18 protein-coding genes are annotated in these 25,291 nt (G+C 56.0%); 9 read left to right on the top strand and 9 right to left on the bottom strand.

What is annotated here, in order from left to right; genetic code table 11:
• Nucleotides 1-29: 29 nt before the first annotated feature.
• From ACYVHX_RS03885 to ACYVHX_RS03875, 3 genes are all read left to right on the top strand, one after another.
• The gene (locus ACYVHX_RS03885; RefSeq protein ID WP_460670280.1) at nucleotides 30-3,326 is read left to right on the top strand and encodes a SusC/RagA family TonB-linked outer membrane protein; all 3,297 of its coding nucleotides are present in this window, start codon (nucleotides 30-32) and stop codon (nucleotides 3,324-3,326) included.
• A gap of 9 nt (nucleotides 3,327-3,335) precedes the next feature.
• Complete coding sequence (locus ACYVHX_RS03880; RefSeq protein ID WP_460670279.1) at nucleotides 3,336-4,838, top strand: RagB/SusD family nutrient uptake outer membrane protein; 1,503 nt, start codon at nucleotides 3,336-3,338, stop codon at nucleotides 4,836-4,838.
• A 141-nt stretch (nucleotides 4,839-4,979) separates the two neighbouring features.
• Entirely contained in the window at nucleotides 4,980-5,177 is a 198-nt protein-coding gene (locus tag ACYVHX_RS03875) for a helix-hairpin-helix domain-containing protein (RefSeq protein ID WP_460670278.1), read from the top strand.
• 29 nt (nucleotides 5,178-5,206) lie between these two features.
• Here ACYVHX_RS03875 and ACYVHX_RS03870 read toward each other — a convergent pair whose 3' ends face one another.
• On the bottom strand, nucleotides 5,207-5,347 hold the full coding sequence (locus tag ACYVHX_RS03870) for a hypothetical protein (RefSeq protein ID WP_460670277.1): 141 nt from the start codon (nucleotides 5,345-5,347) through the stop codon (nucleotides 5,207-5,209).
• On the opposite strand from ACYVHX_RS03870, the gene ACYVHX_RS03865 reads away from it, so the two are divergent.
• From ACYVHX_RS03865 to ACYVHX_RS03855, 3 genes are all read left to right on the top strand, one after another.
• Nucleotides 5,337-5,483: a hypothetical protein gene (locus tag ACYVHX_RS03865; protein WP_460670276.1), complete on the top strand. Its 147-nt coding sequence runs from the start codon at nucleotides 5,337-5,339 to the stop codon at nucleotides 5,481-5,483. The two genes, ACYVHX_RS03870 and ACYVHX_RS03865, sit on opposite strands and share 11 nt — an antisense overlap.
• 93 nt (nucleotides 5,484-5,576) lie before the next feature.
• The gene (locus ACYVHX_RS03860) at nucleotides 5,577-6,539 is read left to right on the top strand and encodes a GntR family transcriptional regulator (RefSeq protein ID WP_460670275.1); all 963 of its coding nucleotides are present in this window, start codon (nucleotides 5,577-5,579) and stop codon (nucleotides 6,537-6,539) included.
• A 19-nt stretch (nucleotides 6,540-6,558) separates the two neighbouring features.
• Nucleotides 6,559-10,044 carry a VCBS repeat-containing protein gene (locus tag ACYVHX_RS03855; RefSeq protein ID WP_460670274.1) on the top strand — a complete coding sequence of 1,162 codons (3,486 nt, stop codon included), beginning with the start codon at nucleotides 6,559-6,561 and terminating at the stop codon, nucleotides 10,042-10,044.
• Between the two features lie 120 nt (nucleotides 10,045-10,164).
• On the opposite strand, the gene ACYVHX_RS03850 is transcribed toward ACYVHX_RS03855, so the two are convergent.
• The 5 genes from ACYVHX_RS03850 to ACYVHX_RS03830 are packed head-to-tail and all read right to left on the bottom strand — an operon-like array spanning nucleotide 10,165 to nucleotide 14,505.
• Complete coding sequence (locus tag ACYVHX_RS03850; protein WP_460670273.1) at nucleotides 10,165-11,829, bottom strand: sensor histidine kinase; 1,665 nt, start codon at nucleotides 11,827-11,829, stop codon at nucleotides 10,165-10,167.
• Nucleotides 11,830-11,833: 4 nt separating this feature from the next.
• Nucleotides 11,834-12,847 carry an ATP-binding SpoIIE family protein phosphatase gene (locus ACYVHX_RS03845; protein WP_460670272.1) on the bottom strand — a complete coding sequence of 338 codons (1,014 nt, stop codon included), beginning with the start codon at nucleotides 12,845-12,847 and terminating at the stop codon, nucleotides 11,834-11,836.
• Nucleotides 12,840-13,280 (bottom strand): anti-sigma regulatory factor, encoded by a 441-nt coding sequence (locus ACYVHX_RS03840; RefSeq protein ID WP_460670271.1) that lies wholly within the window; start codon nucleotides 13,278-13,280, stop codon nucleotides 12,840-12,842. The genes ACYVHX_RS03845 and ACYVHX_RS03840 overlap by 8 nt, the downstream gene beginning before the upstream one ends.
• Complete coding sequence (locus tag ACYVHX_RS03835) at nucleotides 13,234-13,638, bottom strand: STAS domain-containing protein (RefSeq protein ID WP_460670270.1); 405 nt, start codon at nucleotides 13,636-13,638, stop codon at nucleotides 13,234-13,236. Before ACYVHX_RS03835 ends, ACYVHX_RS03840 begins: the two co-directional genes overlap by 47 nt.
• A gap of 12 nt (nucleotides 13,639-13,650) precedes the next feature.
• Complete coding sequence (locus ACYVHX_RS03830; protein WP_460670269.1) at nucleotides 13,651-14,505, bottom strand: STAS domain-containing protein; 855 nt, start codon at nucleotides 14,503-14,505, stop codon at nucleotides 13,651-13,653.
• Nucleotides 14,506-14,734: 229 nt separating this feature from the next.
• On the opposite strand from ACYVHX_RS03830, the gene ACYVHX_RS03825 reads away from it, so the two are divergent.
• Nucleotides 14,735-16,468 carry a family 43 glycosylhydrolase gene (locus ACYVHX_RS03825; RefSeq protein WP_460670420.1) on the top strand — a complete coding sequence of 578 codons (1,734 nt, stop codon included), beginning with the start codon at nucleotides 14,735-14,737 and terminating at the stop codon, nucleotides 16,466-16,468.
• Nucleotides 16,469-16,529: 61 nt separating this feature from the next.
• On the opposite strand, the gene ACYVHX_RS03820 is transcribed toward ACYVHX_RS03825, so the two are convergent.
• Nucleotides 16,530-16,820: a hypothetical protein gene (locus ACYVHX_RS03820; RefSeq protein ID WP_460670268.1), complete on the bottom strand. Its 291-nt coding sequence runs from the start codon at nucleotides 16,818-16,820 to the stop codon at nucleotides 16,530-16,532.
• Between the two features lie 126 nt (nucleotides 16,821-16,946).
• Here ACYVHX_RS03820 and ACYVHX_RS03815 point away from each other — a divergent pair, with 126 nt between their 5' ends.
• Nucleotides 16,947-17,630 carry a 3-keto-disaccharide hydrolase gene (locus tag ACYVHX_RS03815; RefSeq protein ID WP_460670267.1) on the top strand — a complete coding sequence of 228 codons (684 nt, stop codon included), beginning with the start codon at nucleotides 16,947-16,949 and terminating at the stop codon, nucleotides 17,628-17,630.
• A 187-nt stretch (nucleotides 17,631-17,817) separates the two neighbouring features.
• Here ACYVHX_RS03815 and ACYVHX_RS03810 read toward each other — a convergent pair whose 3' ends face one another.
• Both ACYVHX_RS03810 and treS read right to left on the bottom strand, forming a co-directional pair.
• Complete coding sequence (locus ACYVHX_RS03810; protein WP_460670266.1) at nucleotides 17,818-20,016, bottom strand: bifunctional alpha,alpha-trehalose-phosphate synthase (UDP-forming)/trehalose-phosphatase; 2,199 nt, start codon at nucleotides 20,014-20,016, stop codon at nucleotides 17,818-17,820.
• 129 nt (nucleotides 20,017-20,145) lie between these two features.
• Nucleotides 20,146-23,457 (bottom strand): maltose alpha-D-glucosyltransferase, encoded by a 3,312-nt coding sequence (gene treS, locus ACYVHX_RS03805; RefSeq protein ID WP_460670265.1) that lies wholly within the window; start codon nucleotides 23,455-23,457, stop codon nucleotides 20,146-20,148.
• Nucleotides 23,458-23,619: 162 nt separating this feature from the next.
• On the opposite strand from treS, the gene treF reads away from it, so the two are divergent.
• The gene (gene treF / locus ACYVHX_RS03800; RefSeq protein WP_460670264.1) at nucleotides 23,620-25,176 is read left to right on the top strand and encodes an alpha,alpha-trehalase TreF; all 1,557 of its coding nucleotides are present in this window, start codon (nucleotides 23,620-23,622) and stop codon (nucleotides 25,174-25,176) included.
• Nucleotides 25,177-25,291: the final 115 nt, after the last annotated feature.

Below are 25,291 nucleotides of genomic sequence, written 5' to 3'. Positions count from 1 at the left end.
TGAAACCTAACTTTTACGATAACGTTTGTATGAATCGTCTTTACGCCCGTTTTAAGGCGCTGGTTACGCTGGTGGTCATGGTGCTGTGGTTTGCGGGCAGTGCCTACGCCCAAAACCGGACCATTCGAGGGAAAATAGTCGACGGCGGCACAAATTCGCCACTTCCCGGGGCCAACATCATCGTGGCCGGCTCAACGCAGGGAACAACCAGCGACGCCAACGGAAATTTTACGCTCTCCATTCCGAATGCGACCGAGCGGGTGGTGGTGTCGTTTGTGGGCTACACCCGGAAAGAAATTCCGGTCACCAATGCTGCGGACTATACGGTTTCGCTCACGCCCGAAGAAGGATCGCTGGGTGAGGTGGTGGTCATTGGGTACGGGTCACGCGAGAAAAAAGACCTGACGGGCGCCATCGCCACGGTTTCATCCAAGGAAATCAGCAAGAGTGTGGCGCAGGCCCCCGAACTGGCGATGCAGGGCCGGATGGCCGGGGTTTTTGTGTCGACGCCCGGCGGCAGTCCGCTCGCCCGTCCGCAGGTCCGGATTCGGGGGGTCAGCACGTTTGGCAATGCCGAACCGCTGTATGTGGTCGACGGCATTCCGCTGACGGAATACGGAACCGGAACCGACAACGCCAGCGGGTCGGTGACGCGCGACATTCGGGGCAATGTGAACGTGCTGTCGATGATCAATCCAAACGATATCGAGTCCATTTCGGTCCTGAAAGATGCGTCGGCGGCTGCCATCTACGGCGTTCGGGCGGCCAACGGGGTGGTGCTGATCACGACCAAAAAAGGGGTGAAAGGAACCCCCAAAGTCGATGTGTCGATTTCGCACAGCATCCAGAACGTGACGAAAAAACTGGACGTGCTGAACGTCGAGCAGTTCACGGCCCTGTACCGCGAAGCCTACGCCAACAACCCGAACGAAGCGGCCAACCTGCCGGTGCAGTTCAATCCTTCCAATCCGGCCTACCTGGGCAATCAGCCCACCACCGACTGGCAAACGCCCCTGCTGAACCGCAACGCGCCAAATACCGACTACAGCCTTCGGGTGTCGGGGGGCAACGAAGCCACGCGGTATTATGTTTCGGCGGGCTATACGAACACCGAAGGACCGCTGATTGCCAACAGCCTGAAGCGGTACTCGCTGGCCACCAACGTCGATACGAAGATTTCCAAATACATTTCGGCGGGCCTGACCTTCCGGTTTGCCTATTCCGACGCGGTGGATCAAACACCGAGCGCCCTGCAATATGCCGCCGATACCTCGCCCTGGCAACCCATTTACGACCCGAACGGACCATTGGGGTACGCGCCGTCGATCAGCATGAAGTTCCGGCCCAATCCGGAGCTGGGAACGGCCATTGCCTCGCGTCCGCAGTATCTGCCGCCCATTCCACCCTACGTCATCGACGGCAATTTTACGCCACTCTGGGGGCCGGAAACCAACAACAATATTTACGGCATCAATGCCACCATCGACCGGACCTACGCGCTGCTGCGCAACATGGGAACGGCGTTTATCCAGCTCGAACCCATCACCGGTTTGAAGTTTAAAGGAACGCTGAGCGCCGACTGGTATTACAACCGGCGCAACGACTGGACGGCGCTCGATAACTACCTGTTTCTGCAAAACCCGGGGAATCCGTACGCCGTGGGCGACGGTACCTCGAAGGGGGCCTACGGCGAGCGTCACGCCCGCAACGCCAACCTCATTAAGGAGTTCAGTATTAATTACACCCGCTCATTTGGCGATCACAACATCGACGTGCTGGCGAACGCGATGGACCAGCGGTACGTCTACGAGTTTTTGCAGAGCAGTTCGTCGCAGATTCAGTTTGCCCAGCCCGAATTCCGGAATATTAACAACGTCATGCCGTACAGCAATGCGGGATCGTTCCGCGACATCAACGCCCTGCAGGGCTACCTGGGCCGGGTGAGTTACAATTACGGCAGCAGGTATTATATCGATGCCACGGTCCGGCGCGACGGGGCGTCGCGCTTTGCGCCCGGGTACAAATGGGGCACGTTTCCGGCGGTTTCGCTGGCCTGGCGGATCAGTGCCGAGCCTTTCATGAAACCGGCTACCTTCATCGACGACCTGAAAATTCGCGGGGGCTGGGGCAAACTCGGAAACCAGGAGACCCGCTCGTTTGCCTACCTGTCGCTGATTTCCAACGGCCCGGACTACGCCCTGGGGTCGGGCAACGGCAACGGCATCGGGACGCTGCTGAACGGCATTTCGCTGCCGGATTTCCCGGTTGAAAACCTGACCTGGGAAATCGGAAAAACCACCAGCCTGGGCTTTGATGGCTCGTTTCTGAAAGGCAAGCTGACGGCCACGGTCGAGTATTACAACCGCCTGACATCCGGTATTTTGCAGGCTTCGAACCTGCCCGCCAGCGTGGGCAACCAGAACCAGCCCATCCTGAACATTGCCTCGGTGCGCAACAGCGGCATGGAGTTCCAAATTGGCTACAACGGTTCGGTCGGCGACGATTTCCGGTATACGGTTTCCGGCAACTTGACGACGGTGAAAAACCGGGTGGAGTCGACCTTCCAGAACCTGCCGTTTGGGGGCGAGTTTGGCCGCATTGAAGTCGGGCAGCCGATCAATTACCTCTGGGGCTACAAAAAAGGCGGTATTTTTCAGAACCAGTCTGAAATCGATGCCTGGAAAAGCACGACCCAGGATGTAACCAACAACAACAATTTTGCCCCGGGCGATATGTACTTTCAGGATGTAAACGGTGATCCGAAGGAAGCCGGACAAATCATTTCCGAAGGCGCCGACGGCAAGGTGAACACGAATGACCGAACGTATCTGGGCAGCACCATTCCGGGGTATTACTACGGCGTCAACCTGGGCGGCACGTACAAAGGCTTCGATCTGTCGATTTTCTTCCAGGGCGTGGGCGATGTGTACCGCTACAACAGCTGGCGGGCTGCGGGCGAAAGCATGAGCAGCACGGGCACCAACCAGTGGACCACCGTACTGGACCGCTGGACCCCGCAAAATCCGTCGACCACCCTGCCCCGGGCCGTGCGCTCCGATCCGGCGGGTAACAACCGGTTTTCGGATCGCTTTGTCGAAAGCGCGGCTTTCCTGCGGCTGAAAAATGTGCAGCTCGGCTACGCCCTGCCCGCTTCGGTAACGCGCTCGCTGGGCTTCATCAACGGGCTGCGGGCGTACGTGGGAGCCACCAACCTGTTTGTGTTTACGCCCTGGACCGGGCCGGACCCGGAAGATGTCGACCGGGGCGGTTCCGACCTGATTCCGCCGGTGCGTTCGTTCACGATGGGTATTTCCGCTACGTTTTAATCGCTGATCATGAAACAATACACGATAATCGTTTTTTTGACCGTTGTTTTCAGCACGGTTTTTTACGCCAGTTGCAGCGAAAAGCGGCTGGATCTGCAACCCCTGACACCCACGGAAGCGTCGTATTTTACGGAAGAGTCGGACTTCAACAAGGCGGTTTTGGGCGTTTATGCCAAGATGACCGACTGGTACTGGTTCAATGCCAATGCGCCCATGCACGGCGTCTGGCAATTGCCCGGCGATGACATCACCTCAACGGGCACGTATGCGTTTGAAATTTTCGGTACACTGCAACCATCGACCAACGACAGCCGGAATTTCTACCGGGTCACGTATCAGTTGATTAACCGCGCGAACACGGCGCTGCAAAAACTGGACGCCGAAAACGGCGCCATCAAAACCGCTAACCTGAAGAACTGGCTGCGGGGTGAAACCTTGTTTTTGCGGGGCTACGCGAATTTTCTGCTGTGGAATTTCTACGGAACCGCCCCGCTGGTGACCGAACGGATTCAGTCGCCGGACCAGATCACCCCCCCGAGTTCGAAGGATACCGAACTGCTCGATCAGGCCATCAAAGACCTAACCGAAGCCGCTACCTTGCTGCCGGCCAGCTGGGATGCGGCCAACCGGGGGCGGGTAACCAACAATTCGGCCAACGGGATGCTGGGAAAAGCGCTGGTGTTTCGGGCGTCGGCCAAAAAGGCTGCGGCTGATTACACGGCCGCCATTGCGGCTTTCAACAAAATTACGGGCGTGAGTCTGGTGCCGAAGTTCAACGACAATTTCGACGTCAAAACCGAGAATAACGCCGAATCACTGTTCGAGTTTCAGGCATCGCAACCCAGCTTCGACAACGTGTGGCTGGCCAACGATTTTGAGCAGGGTGGGGTGGGTTCGACGTCGGCGTTCTGGGGCTGGTACGAAGGTGTGCCGCAACTGGGCGGCCAGGCGCCGTTTATTGCGTCCCAGAAACTGGCCGATGCCTTTGAACCGGGCGACCCGCGCCTTGCGTCGACGCTCGATCCGAAAACCCGCCAGTTCTACAAATACTGGCACACCGGGGAGCAGAAAACGCAGTCGGGGGTGGCTTCGCTCAACAACCCGCGCATTCTGCGGTATGCCGATGTGCTGTTGCTGAAGGCCGAAGCGGTTTTGGAGTCGGGCGGGTCGACCGCCGAAGCCATCGGGTTGATCAACCAGGTGCGGACCCGGGCGCGCAATGCGGTAGCGGGGGGCACGGTTCCGGCCAATTTTGCCCCGGCCGAAGCCGATAAAGCCAAAATTTTCGACTGGATCATGATGGAGCGCCTGCGGGAGCTGGCCGGTGAGGAGGGCGCCCGCTGGCTCGATCTGCGTCGCTGGCACTTGGGCGGAAAAATCAACCTCACCAACTGGAACTGGAGTTCGGCCCGCACCGATGTGACGTTTGATGTGAAAAAACACCTGTATTACCCGATCCCGGATAATGAAACAAACCTGAACCCGAACGTCGTGCAGAATCCGGGGTATTAAACCAGCAATGATCCGGTTTAAAAAGCCGATGCCTGTCAAACCAATCCGGACTGGTTTTGACAGGCATCGGCTTTTTGGCTATTTTTACCCAACCCCACGAAAGAACCCGCGGCTGGTGTTGACAAAACCAATGGATTTACGGTGAAAAAACTCAGCGATCTGTCCCTTAAATTAGGCAAACCGGCCGAGAGGGCCTTCGCGGCTGCCGGAATGACAACCCTCGACCAATTCGCCCGGTTTACTGAGAACGAAATTGCGGGGTGGCACGGCGTCGGCCCCAATGCGCTGGGCAAAATCAGACAGGCGCTGCTGGAAAATGACCTGCGTTTTAAAAAATAAGTTGCCGGTTTTTCTGACTGCTAAACCGATCAACCGTTGAGAATCCGGTTTTTTTCGCCAAAAACCGCCCCGCTGTAATTCCCGTCCAAGTATTTGCACGAATCGTCCAATACGGTTTTTTGGGGCCGGGCTACCTTCGTTCCGGCATCCCGCTCCGCTATGTTACTCACCAGATTGATCCGGTATTGCGGCCAGAAAGTGAAGCAGTCCCTCGAAACGGTTAGCGAAGACCAAAGCTACCTGCTCGAATTGCTACTCGTTCTGCTGCTGATCGGGCTGGTGATCCTCGGCATCGGCTGGATGTGAAAAACGCTAACCGGAAAAATCATGATGGGGGGAACTGCTGTCGGACCCGAGCGCTTTTTGCGCATCGATGAAACTGAAAAAACGCCTAAGTTCTTGCAGATCGTTAACGGCATCATTGCGCAGATCGAAACCGGGGTGTTCAAGCCCGGCGACCGGCTGCCGTCGATCAACGAAACCAGCGCCGAATATTACCTGGCCCGCGCCACGGTCGAGAAAGCCTACTGCAACCTGCTGAAGAGCGGACACATTACGTCGCTCTACCGCAAAGGTTTTTTTATCGCCAACGGCAATCCCCTAAAGCGGGTGCTGTTCCTGACCGGTAAGATCAACGAAAGTAACCGGGCCATTTTCAACGCCGTCAGCGACCAGTTGGGCAAATCCTACAAGGTTGATATTTATGCCTACGAATACCAGCGGTGCTACCTGCACGATGTGCTGGAAAAGCAGGCCGGCAATTACCACCATTTTGTGCTGATGCCGCACCACCTGGCCGAAACTGAGGAGTTGAAAAAGGTGCTGAAGAAAATCCCGGCCGAGCGACTGGTGTTGCTCGATGGCTCCCTTTCGACCTACGCCCGGAATTGCGCGTCGGTTTCGTTTGGCTGCGGGGATCATTTTCGGAGCATACTCGAGCAAAACGCGGCTCTGTTCCGCAAATACCAGACCCTGAATTTTGTCACGACCGACAACGAATACATTCCCGCCGACTGGTACAGCGCTTTTCTGGCGTTCACCGAATCCCACGGCCTGAACGGCCGGGTGCTGGATGCGGTCGATGAAATGCCCCTGCGGGCCGGCTCGGCCTACCTGCTGTTCGACGACGAAGATCTGATCCTGGCGATTCAGGAAGCCAACCGGAAGCGGCTGGTGCTGGGCGAAGAAGTGGGCGTGGTGTCGTTCAACGACGCCAGTTACAAGGCCGTGGTGGCCGGGGGGATTTCGGTGCTGAAAACCGACGTGCCGAGCATTGGCCGCAGTCTGTACGAGATCATTGTCCAGAACCGCAAACAGGCCCTTCGGATTCCGATGCAATTCATCCAGCGGGCGTCGCTCTAAAAACGAAACGTCACGGGCCATGCAACGACTTCTTCTCGTCCCGGTTTTTCTTTCGCTGTTCTGGCTGATTGGCTACGAAAAATCGCCGACTACCTTGTTTCGACGGCTTCCTTCGTCGCAAACCGGGATTGCATTCAACAACCGGCTTCAGGAGTCCGACTCCGTCAACGTGCTCCGGTTTGAATACTTTTACAACGGCGGGGGCGTCGGCATTGGCGACTTCAACAACGACGGCTGGCAGGACGTTTTCTTCACCGGCAATCAGGTTTCCAGCCGCCTGTATCTCAACAAAGGACCGGCCGACAACCGCCCGTTGCAGTTTGAAGACATCACCGAATCGGCGGGCGTGACAACCAGGGCCTGGTGTACGGGCGTAACGGTGGTGGACCTCAACCAGGACGGCTGGGCCGACATCTACGTCAGCGTGGCCGGTTTTGATTCGGATACCACCCAACGCGCGAACCTGCTGTTCATCAACCAAACGAAGCGCAAAGGCGACCCGGTTTTGTTTCGGGAACAGGCCCGCGAGTACGGTTTAAATGACATGGGCTACAGCACCCAAACCGCCTTTTTCGATTACGACCACGACGGCGATTTAGACGCTTACGTGCTCACCAACGCCCTCGACCGCGAAAACCGCAACGCCCTGCGCCCCAAAAGGACCCACGGCGAAGCGCCGTCCAATGACCGGCTTTACCGGAATAGGACCAAAGAAAGAGCGAAAGAGAACCAGAGCGAAAGACCAGACAAATCACTCTCTCCCCCTTTCGCTCGTCCGCTCTTTGAAAACGTCACCCACGCAGCCGGTATTTCGACCGAAGGCTACGGACTGGGCCTGGCCGTCAGTGACCTGAACGGCGACGGCTGGGAGGATGTGTATTGCGCCAACGATTTTCTTTCGAATGACCTGATCTGGATCAACAACCAGGACGGCACGTTTACCAACCGGGCCGCCGAGTACCTGAAACACCAGACGCACAACGCCATGGGCGTCGATATTGCCGACATCAACAACGACCAGTTGCCCGACATCATGGTGGTCGATATGCTGCCCAACACTAACGAACGCCAGAAAATGATGCTGCCGGGCTACAATTACGACCGGTTTCGGATGGATTTGCAGATGGGCTACCAGCCACAATACATGCGGAATACGTTGCAGTTGAATCGGGGGGGAGAGGAGGATGGGAGGAAAGGAGAAGCGGGCCCAATCAACCCCCTTTCCTCCCGTCCTCCTTTCATTCCTTCTGCCTCTTTTTCTGAAATTTCCCAACTGGCGGGGGTCGATAAAACCGACTGGAGCTGGGCGCCTTTGCTGGCGGATTTTGACAACGACGGCTACCGGGACCTGCTGATCACCAACGGTTACCGGCGCGATGTTACCAACCTGGATTTTACGGCCTACCTGGCCGATCTGCACGCGGGCGGTTTTGGCGATATGACCCAAAAGCAGGGCAAAGCCTACCAGCAATTACGCGAATTGCCGGAAGTGAAACTGGCGGATTTCTGCTACCGAAACCGGGGTGGCGAGGGGAGTCTGGCGTTTGAGGACGTGTCGGCCCAATGGGGTTTTGACGCCCCCAATTTCTCGAACGGTGCCGCGTACGCTGATCTGGACAACGACGGCGATCTGGATCTGGTCATCAACGCCATTGACGAGGAAGCCTTCGTGTACGAGAACACGGTAAACGGGGGCCATCAGGCAGGAGAGGAAGGGGGGGGAGGAAATGCCTGGCTGCGGCTGGGCTTTGACCGGAATCCGGCGTTTGGTACAAAGGTTAATCTTTACTACGGTGGAAAAACGCAGTCGGCGGAGTTCAACCCGACGCGCGGCTATGTCTCGTCCGTTGAACCGTATCTGCATTTTGGGTTGGGCGCGGTATCGCGGGTGGATTCGGTGGAGGTGATCTGGAACAACGGGCAGTACCAGGTTTTGCGCAACGTCCGACCGGGGCAATTGCTGGCCGTTTCGTACCGGCCAACGGGTCCGTATCGGCCGCCCAAAAACCGCCCGTCGTATTTTCAGGAAGTTTCGGCGGAGGCTGCGGGCCTGGATTTTGTGCATACCGAAAGGGAGTTCAACGACTTTGCCCGGACTCCGCTGCTGCCCCACAAACACTCGCAGAACGGGCCGCCGATGGCCGTGGCCGACACCGATGGCAACGGCCTGGACGATGTTTTCATCGGCTCGGATTTCGGGCAGCCGAGTTTCCTGTATCTGCAGCAGCCAGACGGCGGTTTTCGTAAAATGATCCTTCCCAAAAACGCCGATCAGGAGGACACGGGGGCTCTGTTTTTCGATGCCGACTCAGATGGCGACCTGGATTTGTACGTGGTCAGCGGAGGGAGCCACATCGAAGGCGCGTCGGCTGCCTACCAGGATCGGCTGTATACCAACAACGGCAAAGGCGGTTTTGCAATCGCTGCCGGTTTTTTGCCCCGAATTGACCTCAGCGGTTCCTGTGTGGTGGCCGCTGATTTCGACCACGATGGCGATCTGGATCTGTTTCGGGGAAGTCGGCTGGAGCCGGGCCGGTATCCGATGCCGGTGAAAAGCTTTTTGCTAAAGAATGAGAAGGGGCGATTCACCGACGTCACCGCCCAACTGGCGCCCGAACTGCAAAACATCGGTCTGGTGACGGCGGCTGTCTGGGCCGATTTCGACCGCGACGGCTGGCCGGATCTGGCGCTTTGCGGAGAATGGATGCCCCTGATGCTTTTTAAGAATATTTCCGGCCGGCAATTCACTCATTCGCTCATTCACTCATTCACTCATTCCCAAGGCTGGTGGAATACGCTCGTTGCCCACGATTTTGACCAGGACGGCGATTTGGATCTGATGGCGGGGAATCTGGGCCTGAATACCAAATACCGGGCCTCCGAGCCGCAGCCGGTTGAGCTGTATGCCGCGGATTTCGACAAAAACGGGCACCTTGATCCGATCATGACGTACTACAACGGCGGACGGAAGTGGCTGCGGCCCACCCGCGACCTGCTCACGTTTCAGATTCCGTCGATGAAGCGTCGCTTTCCGGATTTTCAGACGTACGCCCGGACGACCTTCGACGAGTCGTTTACGGAAGAGGAACTCCGGCCGGCCTATCACCTGCGCTGTACCGAATTTCAGTCCTTGTATTTTGAAAATACCGGCCTGGATTTCAAACCGCACCCGCTGCCGCAGGAAACCCAGTTTGCGCCGGTTTTTGGCATTCTGGTGGAAGATTTCAACCGCGACGGCCACAAAGACGCCCTGCTGATCGGCAATTCCTACGCGCCGGAAACCATCGGCGGCTGGCAGGATGCCTCCCGGGGAACGTTGCTGCTGGGCGACGGAGAGGGGGCGTTCCGCGTTGACCGAAACAGCGGGATGCGGGCGGATAAAGAAGCAAAAACCGTGGCTACTCTCCGGCGGCCTGACGGCTCCGTCTGGGTGTTAATTGGGAATAATGGGGCCCGTTTGCAGGTTTTCCGGACCACGGCTTCGGCAAAAACCGCCCTGCCGTAAGCGAGCTGTTGTCGGTTCGGGCCGGAGTGATTCGAGGCTTTGAAAAGCTCACGGATGACTGACTTTAGGGCGCTCTTTTACGGTCCAGTGGGTAGGGACGGGTAAGGCGGGAGCGGTTTTTTACACCAGGACGCTCGTGGGAAGATACACCGTGAAGGTGGCTCCCTGACCGGGATGGCTCCGGGCGGCAATGGTTCCGCCGTGCATCTCGGCCACTTTCTTGCAGATGGTCAGCCCGATGCCGGTGCCCGCGTATTGATCCCGGCCGTGCAGGCGCTGAAAAAGCTGAAAAATCCGGTCGTGATACCGTTCGTCGAAGCCAATGCCGTTGTCCTGAACACTGATGGCCAGATACGAGGGTTCCCGGTTGCGCATGGCCACCGGAATGTCGAAAATATTCACCTGCTGGGCGCTGACCTGCACGTGGGGGGCGTGGTCCGGGCTGCTGAATTTCAGGGCGTTGGAAAGCAGGTTCTGGAACATCTGCCGCAGTTGCAACGGATTTCCTTTGACGGTGGGCAGCGGATTGAGGTCGATCTGAGCGCTTTTATCCTGAATGTTATATTCCAGATCGCCCAGCACCTCGCCGACGAGCGTATTGAGATTGACGGGCCGGAACGGCTGGTGCCGGGTGTTCAGGCGGGAATAAGCCAGCAGATCTTTGATGAGCACGTGCATCCGTTCGGCGGCTGCGTGCATCCGCTGAATAATGTCCTGCGCCGGGGGGCTGATTTCGGGGGCAAACTGTTCGAGCAGCAGGGTGCCGAACGACTGAATTTTACGCAGCGGCTCCTGCAAATCGTGCGAGGCCACGTAGGCAAATTCGGCCAGCTCCTGATTACTCCGGTTTAATTCGCCGATGTTGGCCTGCAATTCGTGCTGGTATTGTTCCAGCTGCTGCTTGGTTTCGGTCAGTTCCCGGTTGTCTTTCAGGGCTTGCTCAATCATTTTCTGGGCGTGAATATCGACCAGAAACCCGTTCCAGGTGAGCAATTCGTGCTGTTCGTTCAGAATGGGCGTGGCATTGATCAGGTGCCAGGTGTAGTCGCCGGCGGCCGCATTCCAGATTCGGATTTCGTTGCGGAAATTGGCATCCTGGTGAATGCGCTCGCGCCATTTCCAGTCCTGAGCGGCATCTTCCGGATGAATGACCGCCCGCCAGCCCTTTTCATTGAGTTCGGAGAGCGAGGTTCCGGTGTATTGTTCCAGCCACTTGTTGGTATACAGCAGATTGCCGTCGTCCGAGGCCGTAAAAATCATAAGCGGCAGCGAATCAGTCAGCACCTGGTATTGTTTTTCGCTGTCGCGAAGGCGTTCGGCCATCTCCTGCAGTTGCCGGTTTTTACGCCGGATTTCCTCGTAGGGAGAAATGGGCGGCTCGTCGCGAAACTGGGCCTTCCAGACTTCTACCTTGGCCTCGCTGATCCGGTAATTTGTCGGAAACCGGAAAAAAAGCGTAATCTCTGACCCCCGTTCGTTTTCCGACACCGCCAGGTGATCGACCAGCCGCCGGGCGTACTGAACGCCTTCGTTGCCCGTGCCGTTGATCCGGCGGTCTTTGATCCGGGCCAGCAGGTGCCGTTCCTTCTCCTGCGAAACGCCCAGGGTCAGCATGGCCCCGATCCCAAACGTGATGGCATCCCGGGCCACTTCCGAAACCGCGGTTGCGAACGTGGTCTGGGCGGCCAGCGAAAGTCCCGCCAACTCCGCCAGCTTCATGGTGTTTTTGTGCGCCAGAATCAGGTCCAGTTCGTTGTCTAAAGCGACTTTTGCAATTTCGTTCATGGTATTAACCAATTCGTGCCACCACCACCGATGTGTCGTCGGTCCGGCGGGCATAATCTTTGTACAAAGCGGCTGCCAGAATGGACAGATCGTACTTGGCAATCGCCGGATATTTTGAAAGGTCCCAGCGCGATTTAATCCCGTCGGAACACATAATTAGCTGCTGACCACTCTCAAAAGCCACCTCCTGGTCGTTCATCGTTCCCGGAATGTTCAGGCCGATGATGCCGTTGTAGGCCATGTGGTTTTTCGACAGGATCCCGCTCTGAAGGCGGGTCGCGATGTTTCCCACCCCACAGAGTTTCCAGCACCGGGTTTTGTAATCGAACGTAACCACCGTGCCGACCAGCCCCCGGGTTTTTTTGACGGCCTGGTGAATGGACCGGATGATGCTGGCGGGGTTCGGTTCCGGACAAAGCTGGAAAGCCCGAATGGCTTCCTGAACCGCGTGGCTCGCTTCCGGGCCGTGTCCCAGCCCGTCACCCAGGAAGAGCTTCAGGCCCGTCGGGGTGGTTTTGGCGAAAAAGCCGTCACCGCAGGCGGTTTCACCGGGTTTCGGAACAATGACCGGCCGAATCTCCACTTTTTGCAAAGCCCTGAAAGCCGGTGGATCTTTCGTATAAACTCGTGAGAGCAGAATTGTTCCCCATTTTTTTAAGGAATACAACTGGAAATAATCAGACAGGCGCTTGATGGCTCCCAGCCCCTGCCCTAAGGTCTGGGTGGTCGACATACCGTCTTCCAGCATCCGGATGGGGTCATTGATGCCCGGTCCGTTGTCGATGCTGATGAGTTCAATGCCGGTTTGTTCTTTTTCTTGAATTTTGCGGACCAGCACTTCGCCACCGCCCGCGTGTTTCACCAGATTGGAAGCAATCTCCGCCACGATGATATCAAGCTCGGCCAGTTTGTGGGCGTTAAATTCAATCTGAGCGGCATAGGAACGGATTTCTTTTTTTAAAATGGCCAGGTAACTTCGATCGGAGGCATTAAAAACCGTATGGTGCGAGCTATCCATTTTTCCACTTGACAATCGTGATTACTGTGCCTTCACCTACTTTGCTTTTCAGATCGAATTCATTGACGAGCCGTTTGGTGCCCGGTAGGCCCAGCCCCAAACTTTTGCCGGTGGAATAGCCATCCTGCATGGCCTGTTCCACGTTGGCGATGCCCGGCCCTTTGTCGGTAAAGGTGAGCCGGATGCCGTTTTCGCGGATTCGACTGACCACCTCGATGGCCACTTCGCCCCCGTTGGCATACCGCAGCATGTTGCGCACCAGCTCGCTGGCGGCCGTGATCAGTTTGGTCTGGTTCACCAGCCCCATGCCAATCTTGACGGCGTATTCCTTGACGCGGTTGCGGAACGGGACAACATCCTGGTCTTTCTGAATGACCATCCGGTCTTTACTCAGCACCAGCATCGTCGTCCTCGTCGTCCAGTTCGGTGTCATCCGGCCCCAGTTTTGTCTTGAGTAACTCCATTCCCTTTTCAACGTTCAGCGCCGTATAAACGCCATGCAGTGGCAGGCCCAGTTCGATGAGGGTGATGGCCACGGCGGGCTGCATGCCTACGACCACCGTTTCGGCATCCAGAATCTTCGACATGCTGGCGATGTTTCCAATGATGCGCCCCATGAATGAATCGACAATGGAAACCGCCGAAATATCTATCAGAACGCCCCTGGCGCTGGTTTTGTTTATCATTTGAATCAGGTCGGCTTCCAGATTCAGGGCCAGCCGGTCATATAGGTCAACCTGGATCGTGACCAATAAAAACCGGCCCATCCGGAGAATAGGAATTTTTTCCATGGTTGCGCAGAATTACAGGGCCTGTTTTTTTCGGACTTCTAACTTCTGAATGGCAAACGCATACTTCAACGCGCTGGCCAGGGTGGCTTTGGTCACAATGTTCGACAGATCAATGCCCAGGTGAACGATGGTTTGCGCAATTTCGGGCCGGATGCCGCTGATGATGCATTCGGCACCCATTAAGCGCGTGGCACTAACGGTTTTGATCAGGTGCTGCGCCACCAGCGAATCAACGGCCGGAACACCGGAAATGTCCAGAATGGCAATGTTGCTGCTGGTGTCGACAATCTCCTGCAGCAGGTTTTCCATCACCACCTGGGTCCGTGAACTGTCCAGGGTGCCGATGATGGGCAAGGCCAGAATACCGTCCCAGACGCGGATGACGGGCGTGGAAATTTCCGTGATTTCGTCGGTTTGCCGCAGGATAACTTCTTCGCGGCCCTTGATGAAGGTTTCAAAGGTGGTGATGCCAAAAGCGTCGATCAGCTTGCTGACCTTGATGCTCTCGTTGTAAAGGTGCAGCGGATCGTCGTGGATCTCCTGCCGCAGCACTTCCTGCATGGCGTTTTTCAAACTGAAAATATACAGGCCGGTTTCGCGGGGCGAATAGCCCTGCCGGGCCCGGGAAATGGAAATGCCGCTTAAAATCTCGAAAACCGGGTCAAAGTCGTAGGACTCGGGTTGCGTTATATTTGTTTCGTTCAGGCTTTTCAGAATGACGTCCAGCAGTTCGTCCGATTGAACCTGTAACTCATCGTTGGTCATCAGGTCTTCGCGCAGGCCCGCGTCGTCCAACTGGTTTTTCATCCAGAGTTCAAGGACCTGTTGCTTCTTTTTCTGAAGGGCTTTAACAGCTGTAATATTCATGAGTCGCTTGTGGTTAAAAAAACAAATATAGGATTGGGTTGGTGGAATGTGTTGAATTATGAAAAGATTATCCCCGGGAAATCTACTACGTCCGGTTGGTTGGCTCAAGAAAATTTCTTGTCCTGCCGCGAAAATTGTTAAATTAGCAGATTTCGAAGAAATAATTGAAAGGACAGCGGATATGAACCTTTACCAAGTCGGCGCTTTTTTGGGGGGTATTCTGGCGTGGATGGCTGCGCCCGGTTTTGCCCAGCAGCAAACGTACTGCAATCCGATGGACATCAGCTACCGGTATAATTTCGAACAGTTGAACGAACGGATTTCGTACCGCTCCGGCGCTGATCCGGTTATTATCAACCACAAAGTAGGCAACAAACCGGGGGAGTATTTTCTGTTCGTGACGATCTCGGGCGGCTGGTGGAAATCGAACGATCTGGTGAGCTGGCAGTACGTCGTGCCCGACAAGTGGCCGATGGAAGACATGTGCGCGCCGGCGGCTTTGTCGGTGCGTGACACGCTGTTTCTGTTCCAGTCGACCTTCGAACAGCGGCCCATTTTTTATTCGACCGAACCGGAGAAAGGCAAGCTGAACTTCTACAACCGCTGGTTGCCGCGTCTGCCCAAAGACATCGGTCCCTGGGACCCGGCGCTGTTTCACGACTCCGATACCGACCGCTGGTACATGTACTGGGGTTCCTCGAACGTCTACCCGATTTTCGGGGCCGAACTCGACCACGGCCGCCGGTTGACCTACAAGATTCCCGAACCTGCGAAAGCCTACCAGCCCATGTTCTGGCTCGACCCCTGGCAGCACGGCTGGGAACGCTTCGGGCCGAACCACTCCGATCCGATCAAACCGTTTACGGAAGGCGCCTGGATGACCAAACACAACGGCAAATATTACCTCCAGTATGGCGCTCCGGGTACCGAATACAACGTCTACGCCAACGGCACCTATGTCGGCAAAGACCCGCTGGGGCCGTTCGAGTATGCGCCCTACAACCCAGTTGCCTACAAACCGGGTGGGTATGCCACCGGCACCGGCCACGGCAATACCTTTCAGGATCATTTCGGAAATTACTGGAATACCGGCACCACCTGGCTGGGCATCGTCTGGGGCATGGAACGCCGGATTGTGATGCACCCCGCCGGTTTTGACAAAGACGACCAGATGTATGCCAACACCCGTTTCGGGGATTTTCCGCACCGGCTGCCAACTAAAAAATGGGACACCAGCACGGAGTTGTTTACGGGCTGGATGCTGTTGAATTACAAAAAACCGGTCACGGCGTCCTCGACCCTCGATACGCTGCGGGCCGAACTGACGGTGGACGAAAACCCGCGCACGTTTTGGGTGCCGGCGAAAAACAAACCGAGCGAAACGCTGACCACCGACCTCGGTGCCGAACACGAAGTGCGGGCCGTGCAGGTCAATTATGTGGATTACAAAAACAAGGTTTTTGACAGTGATTCGACGGTTTATACGCAGTTTCGGCTGTATGCCTCGAAAGACGGCAAAAAGTGGGATAAAGTGGCGGACCTGACCCAGCAACCCAAACGCGACCGGGCCTGTGCGTACGTCGAATTACCGGCTCCGGTGCGGGCGCGTTTTGTGCGCTACGAGCACGTTTACACGGCGGGGCCGTATGTGGCCATCAACGGGTTTCGGGTGTTCGGAACCGGCTTGGGCAAGGCCCCGACGACGCCTAAACTGACGGCAGTGCGGCAGAAAGACCAGCGAAATGCCGACCTGACGTGGCAGAAAGTACCCGGTGCGGTGGGGTATAATATCCGGTGGGGAATTGCGAAAGACAAACTTTACCAGACCTATCAGACCTGGAACGACCAGCCGAATCAGCTGGAACTGCGGGCGCTGAACGTTGGAGTGCCGTATTATTTCGCCATCGAGAGTTTCAACGAAAACGGCGTTTCCGCGGTAAGTGACGTACTCGGACCCCGTTAAAACAAAACCGGGTCGGATGCCATCAAAGCATCCGACCCGGTTTTGACGGGTTCATTTTAGGTTAACCAGCCGATTCTTCGGTTTCTTCTTCAACACCCAGGTTGTTGGCTTTCGCGAAGTTATCGCGGGTGCCTTCAAAGTGGCTGAAAATATCATTAACCGTATCGACATTGTTCGCGATTTTGGCGTGCATGTCGTCCAGTTGTTTTTCTAAATAGGAGTCGTTCAGGCCGTTCATGTTGTCAACCTCGATCTGGCTAATCTTGGTAATCAGCGCCGTCTGGCTGTTTTGGAGGTCTTCCAGTTCACGAACGACTTTATTCATCAATTCAAATTTTTGCGCCTTATCCATGTTGTTCAAACGTTGATTGGTTCTTACATAAACCATCATTTACCCGAATGGTTTGCGAAAACTTTTCTTTTTCGCAAAAGACCGGCAATTTCGCAGTGCTAATCTATTTTGAAATCAACCCCCTCCATGAACCGAATTTTATTTTTTTTCGGCTGCTTTCTGACCAGCCTGGCGTTTGCCCAAACCCCGCAGAAACATCCCGACACCGCCGGACCGGACTGGAAACCGCTGTTTGCCGCCGACCTGTCCGACGCCGGTTTTCCGAAAGGAATCTGGTCCGTTGACGAGGGGGTGCTGAGCGCCACCCAGGACATTCCGATCTGGACCAAAAAACCGTACAAAAATTTCATTCTGGATCTGGAATTCAAGAACGCACCCGGTACCAACAGCGGGGTTTTCGTGTATTGCAGCGACACGGCCAACTTCATTCCGAACTCGGTGGAAATCCAGATCGCCGACGACTACAGCGATCAGTGGTCCAAAGCCCCGGCTTCGTGGCAGTGCGGAGCATTTTTTGGCCATAAACCGGCCATTCAGCCCAAGGTGGTCAAGTCGGCGGGCGAATGGAACCGCTACACCATCACCTGCCAGGGCAAGCACATCACCGTCCTGCTGAACGGCCAGCTTGTCAATGAGATCGACATGAGTTTGTGGACATCCGGCAAGACCAACCCCGACGGCTCGGCCATTCCGAACTGGCTCAACAAACCCTGGGCCGCGCTCCCGAACGAAGGCCACGTCGGTTTTCAGGGCAAACACGCCGGAGCCCCGATCTATTTTAAGAACATGAAGATTAAGGAATTGAAATAGAGGAGAAAAGGAGGGAAAGGAGAAAAGGAGGGAAAGGAAAAAAGGAGAAAGGGACGATTCCGTTACTGACGTCTTCCTCTCCTCCTTTTCTCCCTTCCTCCTTATACAGCTACCCCGGTTTCCGTTTGGATATATTTCAGAATGTCGCCCGGCTGGCAGTCTAGGTTTTTACCAATCAATTACCTCCCTAAAAGGCTGCGGTTTCGGACGAAAAGTCTTTTAAAAGGCCCAGCACTTCCTGAACGTTCTCAAGCCGGAAAGCCGCATTGGTCGTGCCGGGGCCGACTTTCACGGTATACTGGTTTTCCAGCGTCAGGGCCGAAAACATATCTTCGTCGGTGCGGTCGTCGCCGATGGCCAGCACAAAATCGTAGGGCCGGGCCAGGGATAACTGCTTGGCTACCTTGCCTTTATCGGTTTCGGTGCTTTTGATTTCGACCACACAATTGCCGTCGATGACCCGCAACTGGTACGGCAGCAGATTTTCCAGGGTGTTGATCAGCTCGCGGGAACGCACAAAACCGGTTTCCGATTCGGCGCTGCGGTAGTGCCAGGCCAGCGAGTGGCTTTTTTCTTCGACAAACGAACCGGGGCAGCGCGTCACGAAGTCGATCAGCACCGGACTCACGATCTGTTTCCAGGAACCGTCGTCCAGAATGTCGCGTCGCCACAGGCCCTGCTGTTTGATGTACGAACCGTGTTCGGCCACCATGTCGATGGGCAGAAACCCGAGCCATTCGTCGAGCGTTTGCTGATCGCGGCCGCTGATAATCACCACGTAGTTCTCCCGGCGGCTCGCCAGTCGTCCCAGCACGTTGATAACTTCGATGGGCGGAGCGGCCTGTTCCGGTTTGGTTTTGTAATTCACCAGCGTGCCGTCGTAATCGAGCAGCAGCAGCCGTGAGCGGGCCTGGGCGTAGCGTTCCCGGAGCGAAAAATCAACGTTCGAATTCAACAGGGGCGCGGGTTCGGTTTGCTGGGTTGGCATGGTCAGGAGGGACTCAACGAAGCTGTTGGCCCATTTTTTTACGTCGTATTCCTTGAGTCGCCGTTGCATGATGGCAATCCGCCGGGCCTGTTCCTCCGGTTCCATTTCCAGCGCCTGCTTCATCTTATCGGCCACTTCATTTTCATCCAGCGGATTGATGTGCAGGGCCGTACTGAGTTCGTTGGAGGCTCCGGTCATCTCGCTCAGGATCAGGACGCCCTGGTGGTCTTTGCGGGCGGCCACAAACTCCTTGGCGACCAGGTTCATCCCGTCGCGGATGGGCGTGATCAGGGCCACATCGCAGGCCGTGTACAGGGCGACCAGTTGCGGGAACGGCACGGACCCGTAGCGGTACACGATCGGTCGCCAGATGAGCGTACCGTATTTTCCGTTGATGCGCCCGACGGTCTGTTCGATCATCACCTTCCGTTCGCCGTATTTCAGAATTTCGTCGCGCGAAGGCACCACCACCAGAATAAACGTCAGCCGCTCGATCCATTCCGGGTATTTCTTGAAAAAGGCTTCCAGCGCATCGAGCCGCTGCATGACGCCCTTGGTGTAGTCCAGCCGGTCGACGGAAAATATGATCTTGTTGTCGGTATAGGCTTTCTTCAGGGCCTCCCGTTCTTCAATAACGTCCGGGTTGTCAAACGCATCGTGGTACAGCGAATAGTTGATGCCGACCGGAAAGGCAGCCGACTGAATCAGCCGGTTTTGGTAGTTGATCTTCCAGATTTTGTGCTGGATGCCCAGATTGATCTGGATCGATTGCAGAAAGTGAATGTTGTAGTCGGTGGTGTGAAAGCCGATCAGGTCCGCACCCAGCAAACCCGTCAGCAGGTACTCTTTGCACTTGTACGGTAAAATCCGGATCAGCTCGTAAGACGGAAACGGAATGTGCAGGAAAAAACCGATGGTGGCGTCGGGCTGTTTGTCCCGAATCAGCCTGGGCAAGCCCATGAAATGGTAGTCGTGTACCCAGACGATATCCTGTGGTTTCAGCAGTTGCGCCACGGCTTCGCTCACCGTTTCGTTGGCTTTCTGGTAGGCAATAAAATCCCGCTCCTGGTAATCGACGTAGGTGGTGAAATAGTGAAAAAGCGGCCAAAGCACCGAATTGGAAAAACCGTTGTAAAAATCCTGCTGAATTTTACGATCCAGAAAAACCGGCACATAGTCGAAGTCATCATTGACCAGATGCTGATTTTTTTCCCAGGTTCGGCGGGAAAAATCGGCGCATCCCACCCAAACCGGTTTTTCGGTCGCTTCGCTGAAATCCAGGGATTTCATGGCGGTGACCAGGCCTCCGGCGGAGTTTTTTACCGTGGTCGTACTGCCTGCCGTTTCGAAGGTGAAAGGCAGGCGATACGATACAATAATGAGTCTATTGTTCTTCATAACGTGTGGATTTGCGGTTTTCGGTTATCAGTCGGAATTCTGACTGGTAACCAAAAACCGTATCATAAATAAGGCTGTTCGGCCGGGAATGGTTCGCAAAACCGCCCAATTAGAGAAATTCTAATCCGTTTACTCCACGATCGTATTGATGATTCGGACGGGTGCCAGCACGCGCTCCGGGCGATTTGCCAGGTCATAATTCAGGTCGAAAATGGCGCGCTCCAGCAAATACGTTTCCAGCATCATTTGCAGATCCGCTTTGTCTTTCGGATAAAAATTACTGTCCTGAACAGTGTCCAGATACGCCTTCAGGAAGATTTCGCTGATCTGGAAGGCCCACAGGTCGGCAAACGGCAGCAGATTTTTGATGTCTTCCTTCGGAACCTGGTTGGTGGCCAGAAATCCTTCGTAGGCCACGTAATAAAACGAGCGAATCATGGCCGCTACATCGCGCAACGGCGACCGTTTGATGCGCCGGGTGCTGAACGTCCGCAGCGGGTTGCCACCAAAATCCTGAATGGCAAGGTCTTTGCCCGTCAGCAGAATTTGCCCCAGGTGGTAGTTGCCGTGAATCCGGATTTTGAGGGCGTCCAGTTTGTGGTCGTAGATGCGCTTCATCGTTTTCAAAACCGCCTGTTTTTTGTCCAGTATGGCTTCAATCTCCGATTTGCTACCGTCCGGCAGGTTTTTCAGGCTGCGGTTCTGGCTCTGGTAACTCTCCCGCACGAGCGACTGCATACCCGCAAAAAGCGAGCGCTGGTAGTGCAGGGAAAATTCTTCGGGCGCAAAGTCCTTGTTCGTCGTGGCCGCCAGCGCCAGGTGCATCTGGCCGGTCCGGATGCCAAGCTGACGGGCCTGCTCCGAAGCCGATCCGCCGAGCAGTTCGCGGCAGTTGTCCGACAGATCGTCGTAGCCCTGCGGATCGCCCAGGCTGCCCTGCCGGCATACGGTCGCCAGCGTGTCCTTGCTCCGCGCCAGAATCCGTTCGATGTAATTATGAATCCGTTCGAGCATGAAACTGTGGCCGTCGCCGTGGTTTTCCACCATTGCTTCCACCATGCCGAGCGAAATCAGCCCCTTTTCCGACTGCCACTCGATGGTACCGAGAAATTCCGGAATATACTCGAATTTCGCTTCTTCGCTCAGGTACCGGCTGATCTCAATGTCCGGGTTGAGGTTCCAGTCCACCTTGCGGTACATCTTCAGGAAAAACCGGTTGTCGTAGGTAATGGCCGTGTAGTCCCGATCCGAAGTGTGCATTTTGGACTTGATCTCGTCGGTATCCTGGCGGTATTTTTTCAGTGATTTGTCGCCCGCAAAAACCAGCTTTCCGTTTTTCGCCGGGATGGACTGACTGGCCGCCAGCTTGCCAAACAGCAACTGGTGCAAACGGTCGGTGAAAAAGGCATCGCAGAGCAAACCGTCTTCGTCGCCGAGTTTCATCTGCGCCAAAACCGCCTGCGGACAGCTCGCGGAAATCTGGCTGGCCCGGTCACCCTGCACAAACGTCACCGGCACCTGATACAACTCGGGCAGCCCCTGCTCATACGTCACTTCCACCAGCAGCAGCGACCCCCGTTTGTCATCGAGGTCGATCATCGCCTGATCGGAAATCGAGAAGCTGTCGATTTCGCGGCCTTTGCCAATAAACCAGTTGGCTTCCGTGATGTAATTCGGCAGAATGTCGTTTTCGAGTTGCGACCGGGTCTGGGCCTGCATCAGGTCTTCCCACTGCGCCAGCGTTATCTGCGGCAGTGCGCTTTCCGGACTGATATTCGGATGCGTTTTTTGCAGCGCAAACCACTGATAATCATACGGGGCCAGCGTAAACCGGTAGGGGCTGTTGTCGGTAATGGCCGGAAACCGGTTTTTGCTGAACAGCTCCACGAGCCGGTAGCCGACAAAACCGCCCAGGTCCACTTCGGCGGGTTGCGAATGTTTCGACAGGTTGACCACAATCAGCAGCGTTTCGTCTTCGTAGGTCCGGGTAAACGCCAGCACCTTCGGGTTTTCGACGTTCAGAAACTTCAGATCACCGCGCCCGAACGCCTTGTAGCGCTTCCGCATGTTGATCATCCGTTTCGTAAACCACAGCAGCGACGAGGTATTCTGCCACTGCGTTTCGACGTTAACGGCTTCGTAATGGTAAGCCGGGTCGAGAATCACCGGCAGGTAGAGTTTCTGCGGATTGGTCACCGAAAAACCGGCGTTCCGGTCGGGCGACCATTGCATCGGCGTCCGAACCCCGTCCCGGTCGCCCAGGTACACGTTGTCGCCCATGCCAATTTCGTCGCCGTAATACAAAACCGGGGTCCCGGCCAGCGAAAACAGCAGGCTGTTCAGGAGTTCGATTTTGCGCCGGTCGTTGTCCATCAACGGGGCCAGCCGGTGCCGAATTCCGAGGTTAATACGCGCTTTCGGGTTTTTGGCGTACATTTTATACATGTAATCCCGCTCGTCGTCGGTCACCATTTCAAGCGTCAGCTCATCGTGGTTGCGCAGGAAAATGGCCCACTGGCAGGTCTCCGGAATGTCGGGCGTCTGGTCGAAAATATCGGTGATCGGATACCGGTCTTCCATCTGCACGGCCATAAACATCCGGGGCATCACCGGAAAATGGTAGTTCATGTGGCACTCGTCGCCGTCGCCAAAATACGAAGCCGAATCTTCGGGCCACATGTTGGCTTCGGCCAGAAAAACCGTCCCCGGAAAGTGCTGATCGACGTGCGCCCGCAGTTTTTTCAGGTAGGCGTGGGTTTCGGGCAGGTTTTCGCCGTTGGTGCCTTCGCGTTCGTAGAGGTAGGGCACCGCATCGAGCCGAAAACCGTCGACGCCCATGGCGCACCAATAATCCAGAATTTTATAAATTTCCTCCTGCACCAGCGGATTGTCGTAGTTCAGGTCGGGCTGGTGGTGGAAAAACCGGTGCCAGTAGTATTGCTGCGCCACGGGATCCCAGGTCCAGTTCGACGCTTCGAAATCCTGAAAAATAATCCGCACGTCCTTGTACTGGTTCGGATCGTCGGTCCAGACGTAATACGCCCGCTCGGGCGAACCTTTGGGCGCTTTGCGGGCCCGCTGAAACCAGGGGTGCTGGTCGGACGTGTGGTTGATGACCAGCTCCGTAATGACTTTCAGGTTCCGCTTGTGGGCTTCCTGCAAAAATTCCTGAAACTGCTCGACGTTGCCGTAAGAGGGGTTGATGCTGTAATAATCGGCAATGTCATAGCCATCGTCGCGCAGCGGAGACGGGTAAAACGGCAATACCCAGATGGCCGTTACGCCCAGGTCCTGGAGGTAATCCAGCTTTTCCAGCAGCCCTTTGAAATCACCGATTCCGTCGCCACTGCTGTCCCGAAAAGCCTTGATATGAAGTTCGTAAATGATGGCATCTTTGTACCAATGAAGTTTGTCGTCTAAGCCTGCTTTCTTCGTCGCCATATTTTTTTCGTCAAAAAACCGGTCAATCTGAATGAATCCCGCAGCCGGCCAAACCGGCGCCTTACTAATTCTAACCCTTACGGCTGCGAGATGTTTGACGAACCCAGCGAATGCCCCACCCCCGCCCTAAACCACGACGGCCCTTCCGGAGTTGATAAATGCATGAAGCAAGCTGAAACCGTTACCCCACCCGCGTACCAGATGCCCCCCGCGCCGGATGAATTGTTTGGTGATTTTTTTCGGGAAGTGCAGTTGAGTCAGGTCTTTCCGGACTCGAAAACATTTGTCGATTGCGTGCCACGGATGGCGCCGGAGGCCATTTTGGCCCAGTATCAAGCCCAGAAGGATAAACCGGATTTTCACCTGAAAGCGTTTATCGACGCGCATTTTACGCTGCCCGATTCGCCCACGTCCGGTTTTTCGAGCGATGCGTCCTTGCCGACCACGACCCACATCGAGAAGCTCTGGGATGTGCTCACGCGGACCCCGGATGTGCCGGTCGAGGGCAGTTCGCGGCTGCCGCTGCCGCATCCGTACGTGGTGCCGGGCGGGCGGTTTCGCGAGATTTTTTACTGGGACAGTTATTTCACGATGCTGGGCCTGAAGCAGGCCGGCCGGACGGGTCTGATCCGGAACATGATCGAAAATTTCGCGTACCTCATCGATACGTACGGTTTTATTCCGAACGGAAACCGCACCTATTTCCTGAGCCGGTCGCAGCCGCCGGTTTTTGCGCTGATGCTGCACCTGCTGGCCGAACTCGACGGTCCGGACGTTCTGATCCGTTATTTGCCCCAGCTGGCGCAGGAATACGCCTTCTGGATGCGCGAAACCGCTGAGGGCGAAACCCGGGCCGTTCGGCTCGAAGGCGGTTTTGAACTGAACCGGTATTACGACCCGACCCCGCGCCCCCGGCCCGAAGCCTACCTGAAGGAATCGCAGCTGACGGAACCCGCCACGGCACTCGGCATTGAACCCCAGGCGCTTTACGGCCACCTGCGGGCGGCCTGCGAGTCGGGCTGGGATTTCAGCAGCCGCTGGTTTAGCGAGGGCGAGTCGCTGGTGAGTACCAACGCGGGCAACCTGCTGCCGGTTGACCTGAACTGCCTGCTGTATTTTCTCGAACAAACGCTGCGGGATGTCTACCGCCAGACCGGCGACGGAGCGCAGGCCGACCAGTTTGCGCAAGCGGCCGAAAACCGGAAAACCGCCATCGACCGGTTTTTCTGGGATGATCAGCGGCAGTTTTACGTGGACTACGACCTGGGTAGCCAGCGCCAGACCACGGCGCTGACGCTGGCGGCTGCCTTTCCGTTGTTCTTCGGGCTGGCGACGCCCGACCAGGCTGACGCGGTTCATAGCCGGCTGCGGAAGGATTTCTTACAAGCCGGCGGCTGGGTGACCACCCTGATCCGGTCCGGGCAGCAGTGGGATTCGCCGAACGGCTGGGCACCCCTGCAATGGATGGTGTATAAAGGGCTGATGAACTACGGTTTTGCGGAAACCGCAATCGAAGGACGCGACCGCTGGCTGGCCCTCAACGACCGGGTTTTTCGCGAAACCGGCAAAATGATGGAAAAATACAACGTGGTGGACGACACGATCACCGCGGGGGGCGGGGCGTACCCAAATCAGGACGGCTTTGGCTGGACCAATGGCGTTTACCTGCAATTCATGCACGAGAAAACCGCTTCGGCGCCACAGGACGCTGCGGAGTGAAACCGGCGAGCGGCTTGATTGGCGGACGATCCGGGCGGTTTTTATCGTTCATTACACAACCTTTACAGAAAATTCGCTGATATGTCGGAAAGGGTTGCTTATTTTGCACTTGTAT

It is taken from the genome of Larkinella ripae, assembly GCF_054780775.1.
Note: the sequence above shows the minus strand (reverse complement) of the source record. Positions and strands in the feature narration are given on the sequence as shown.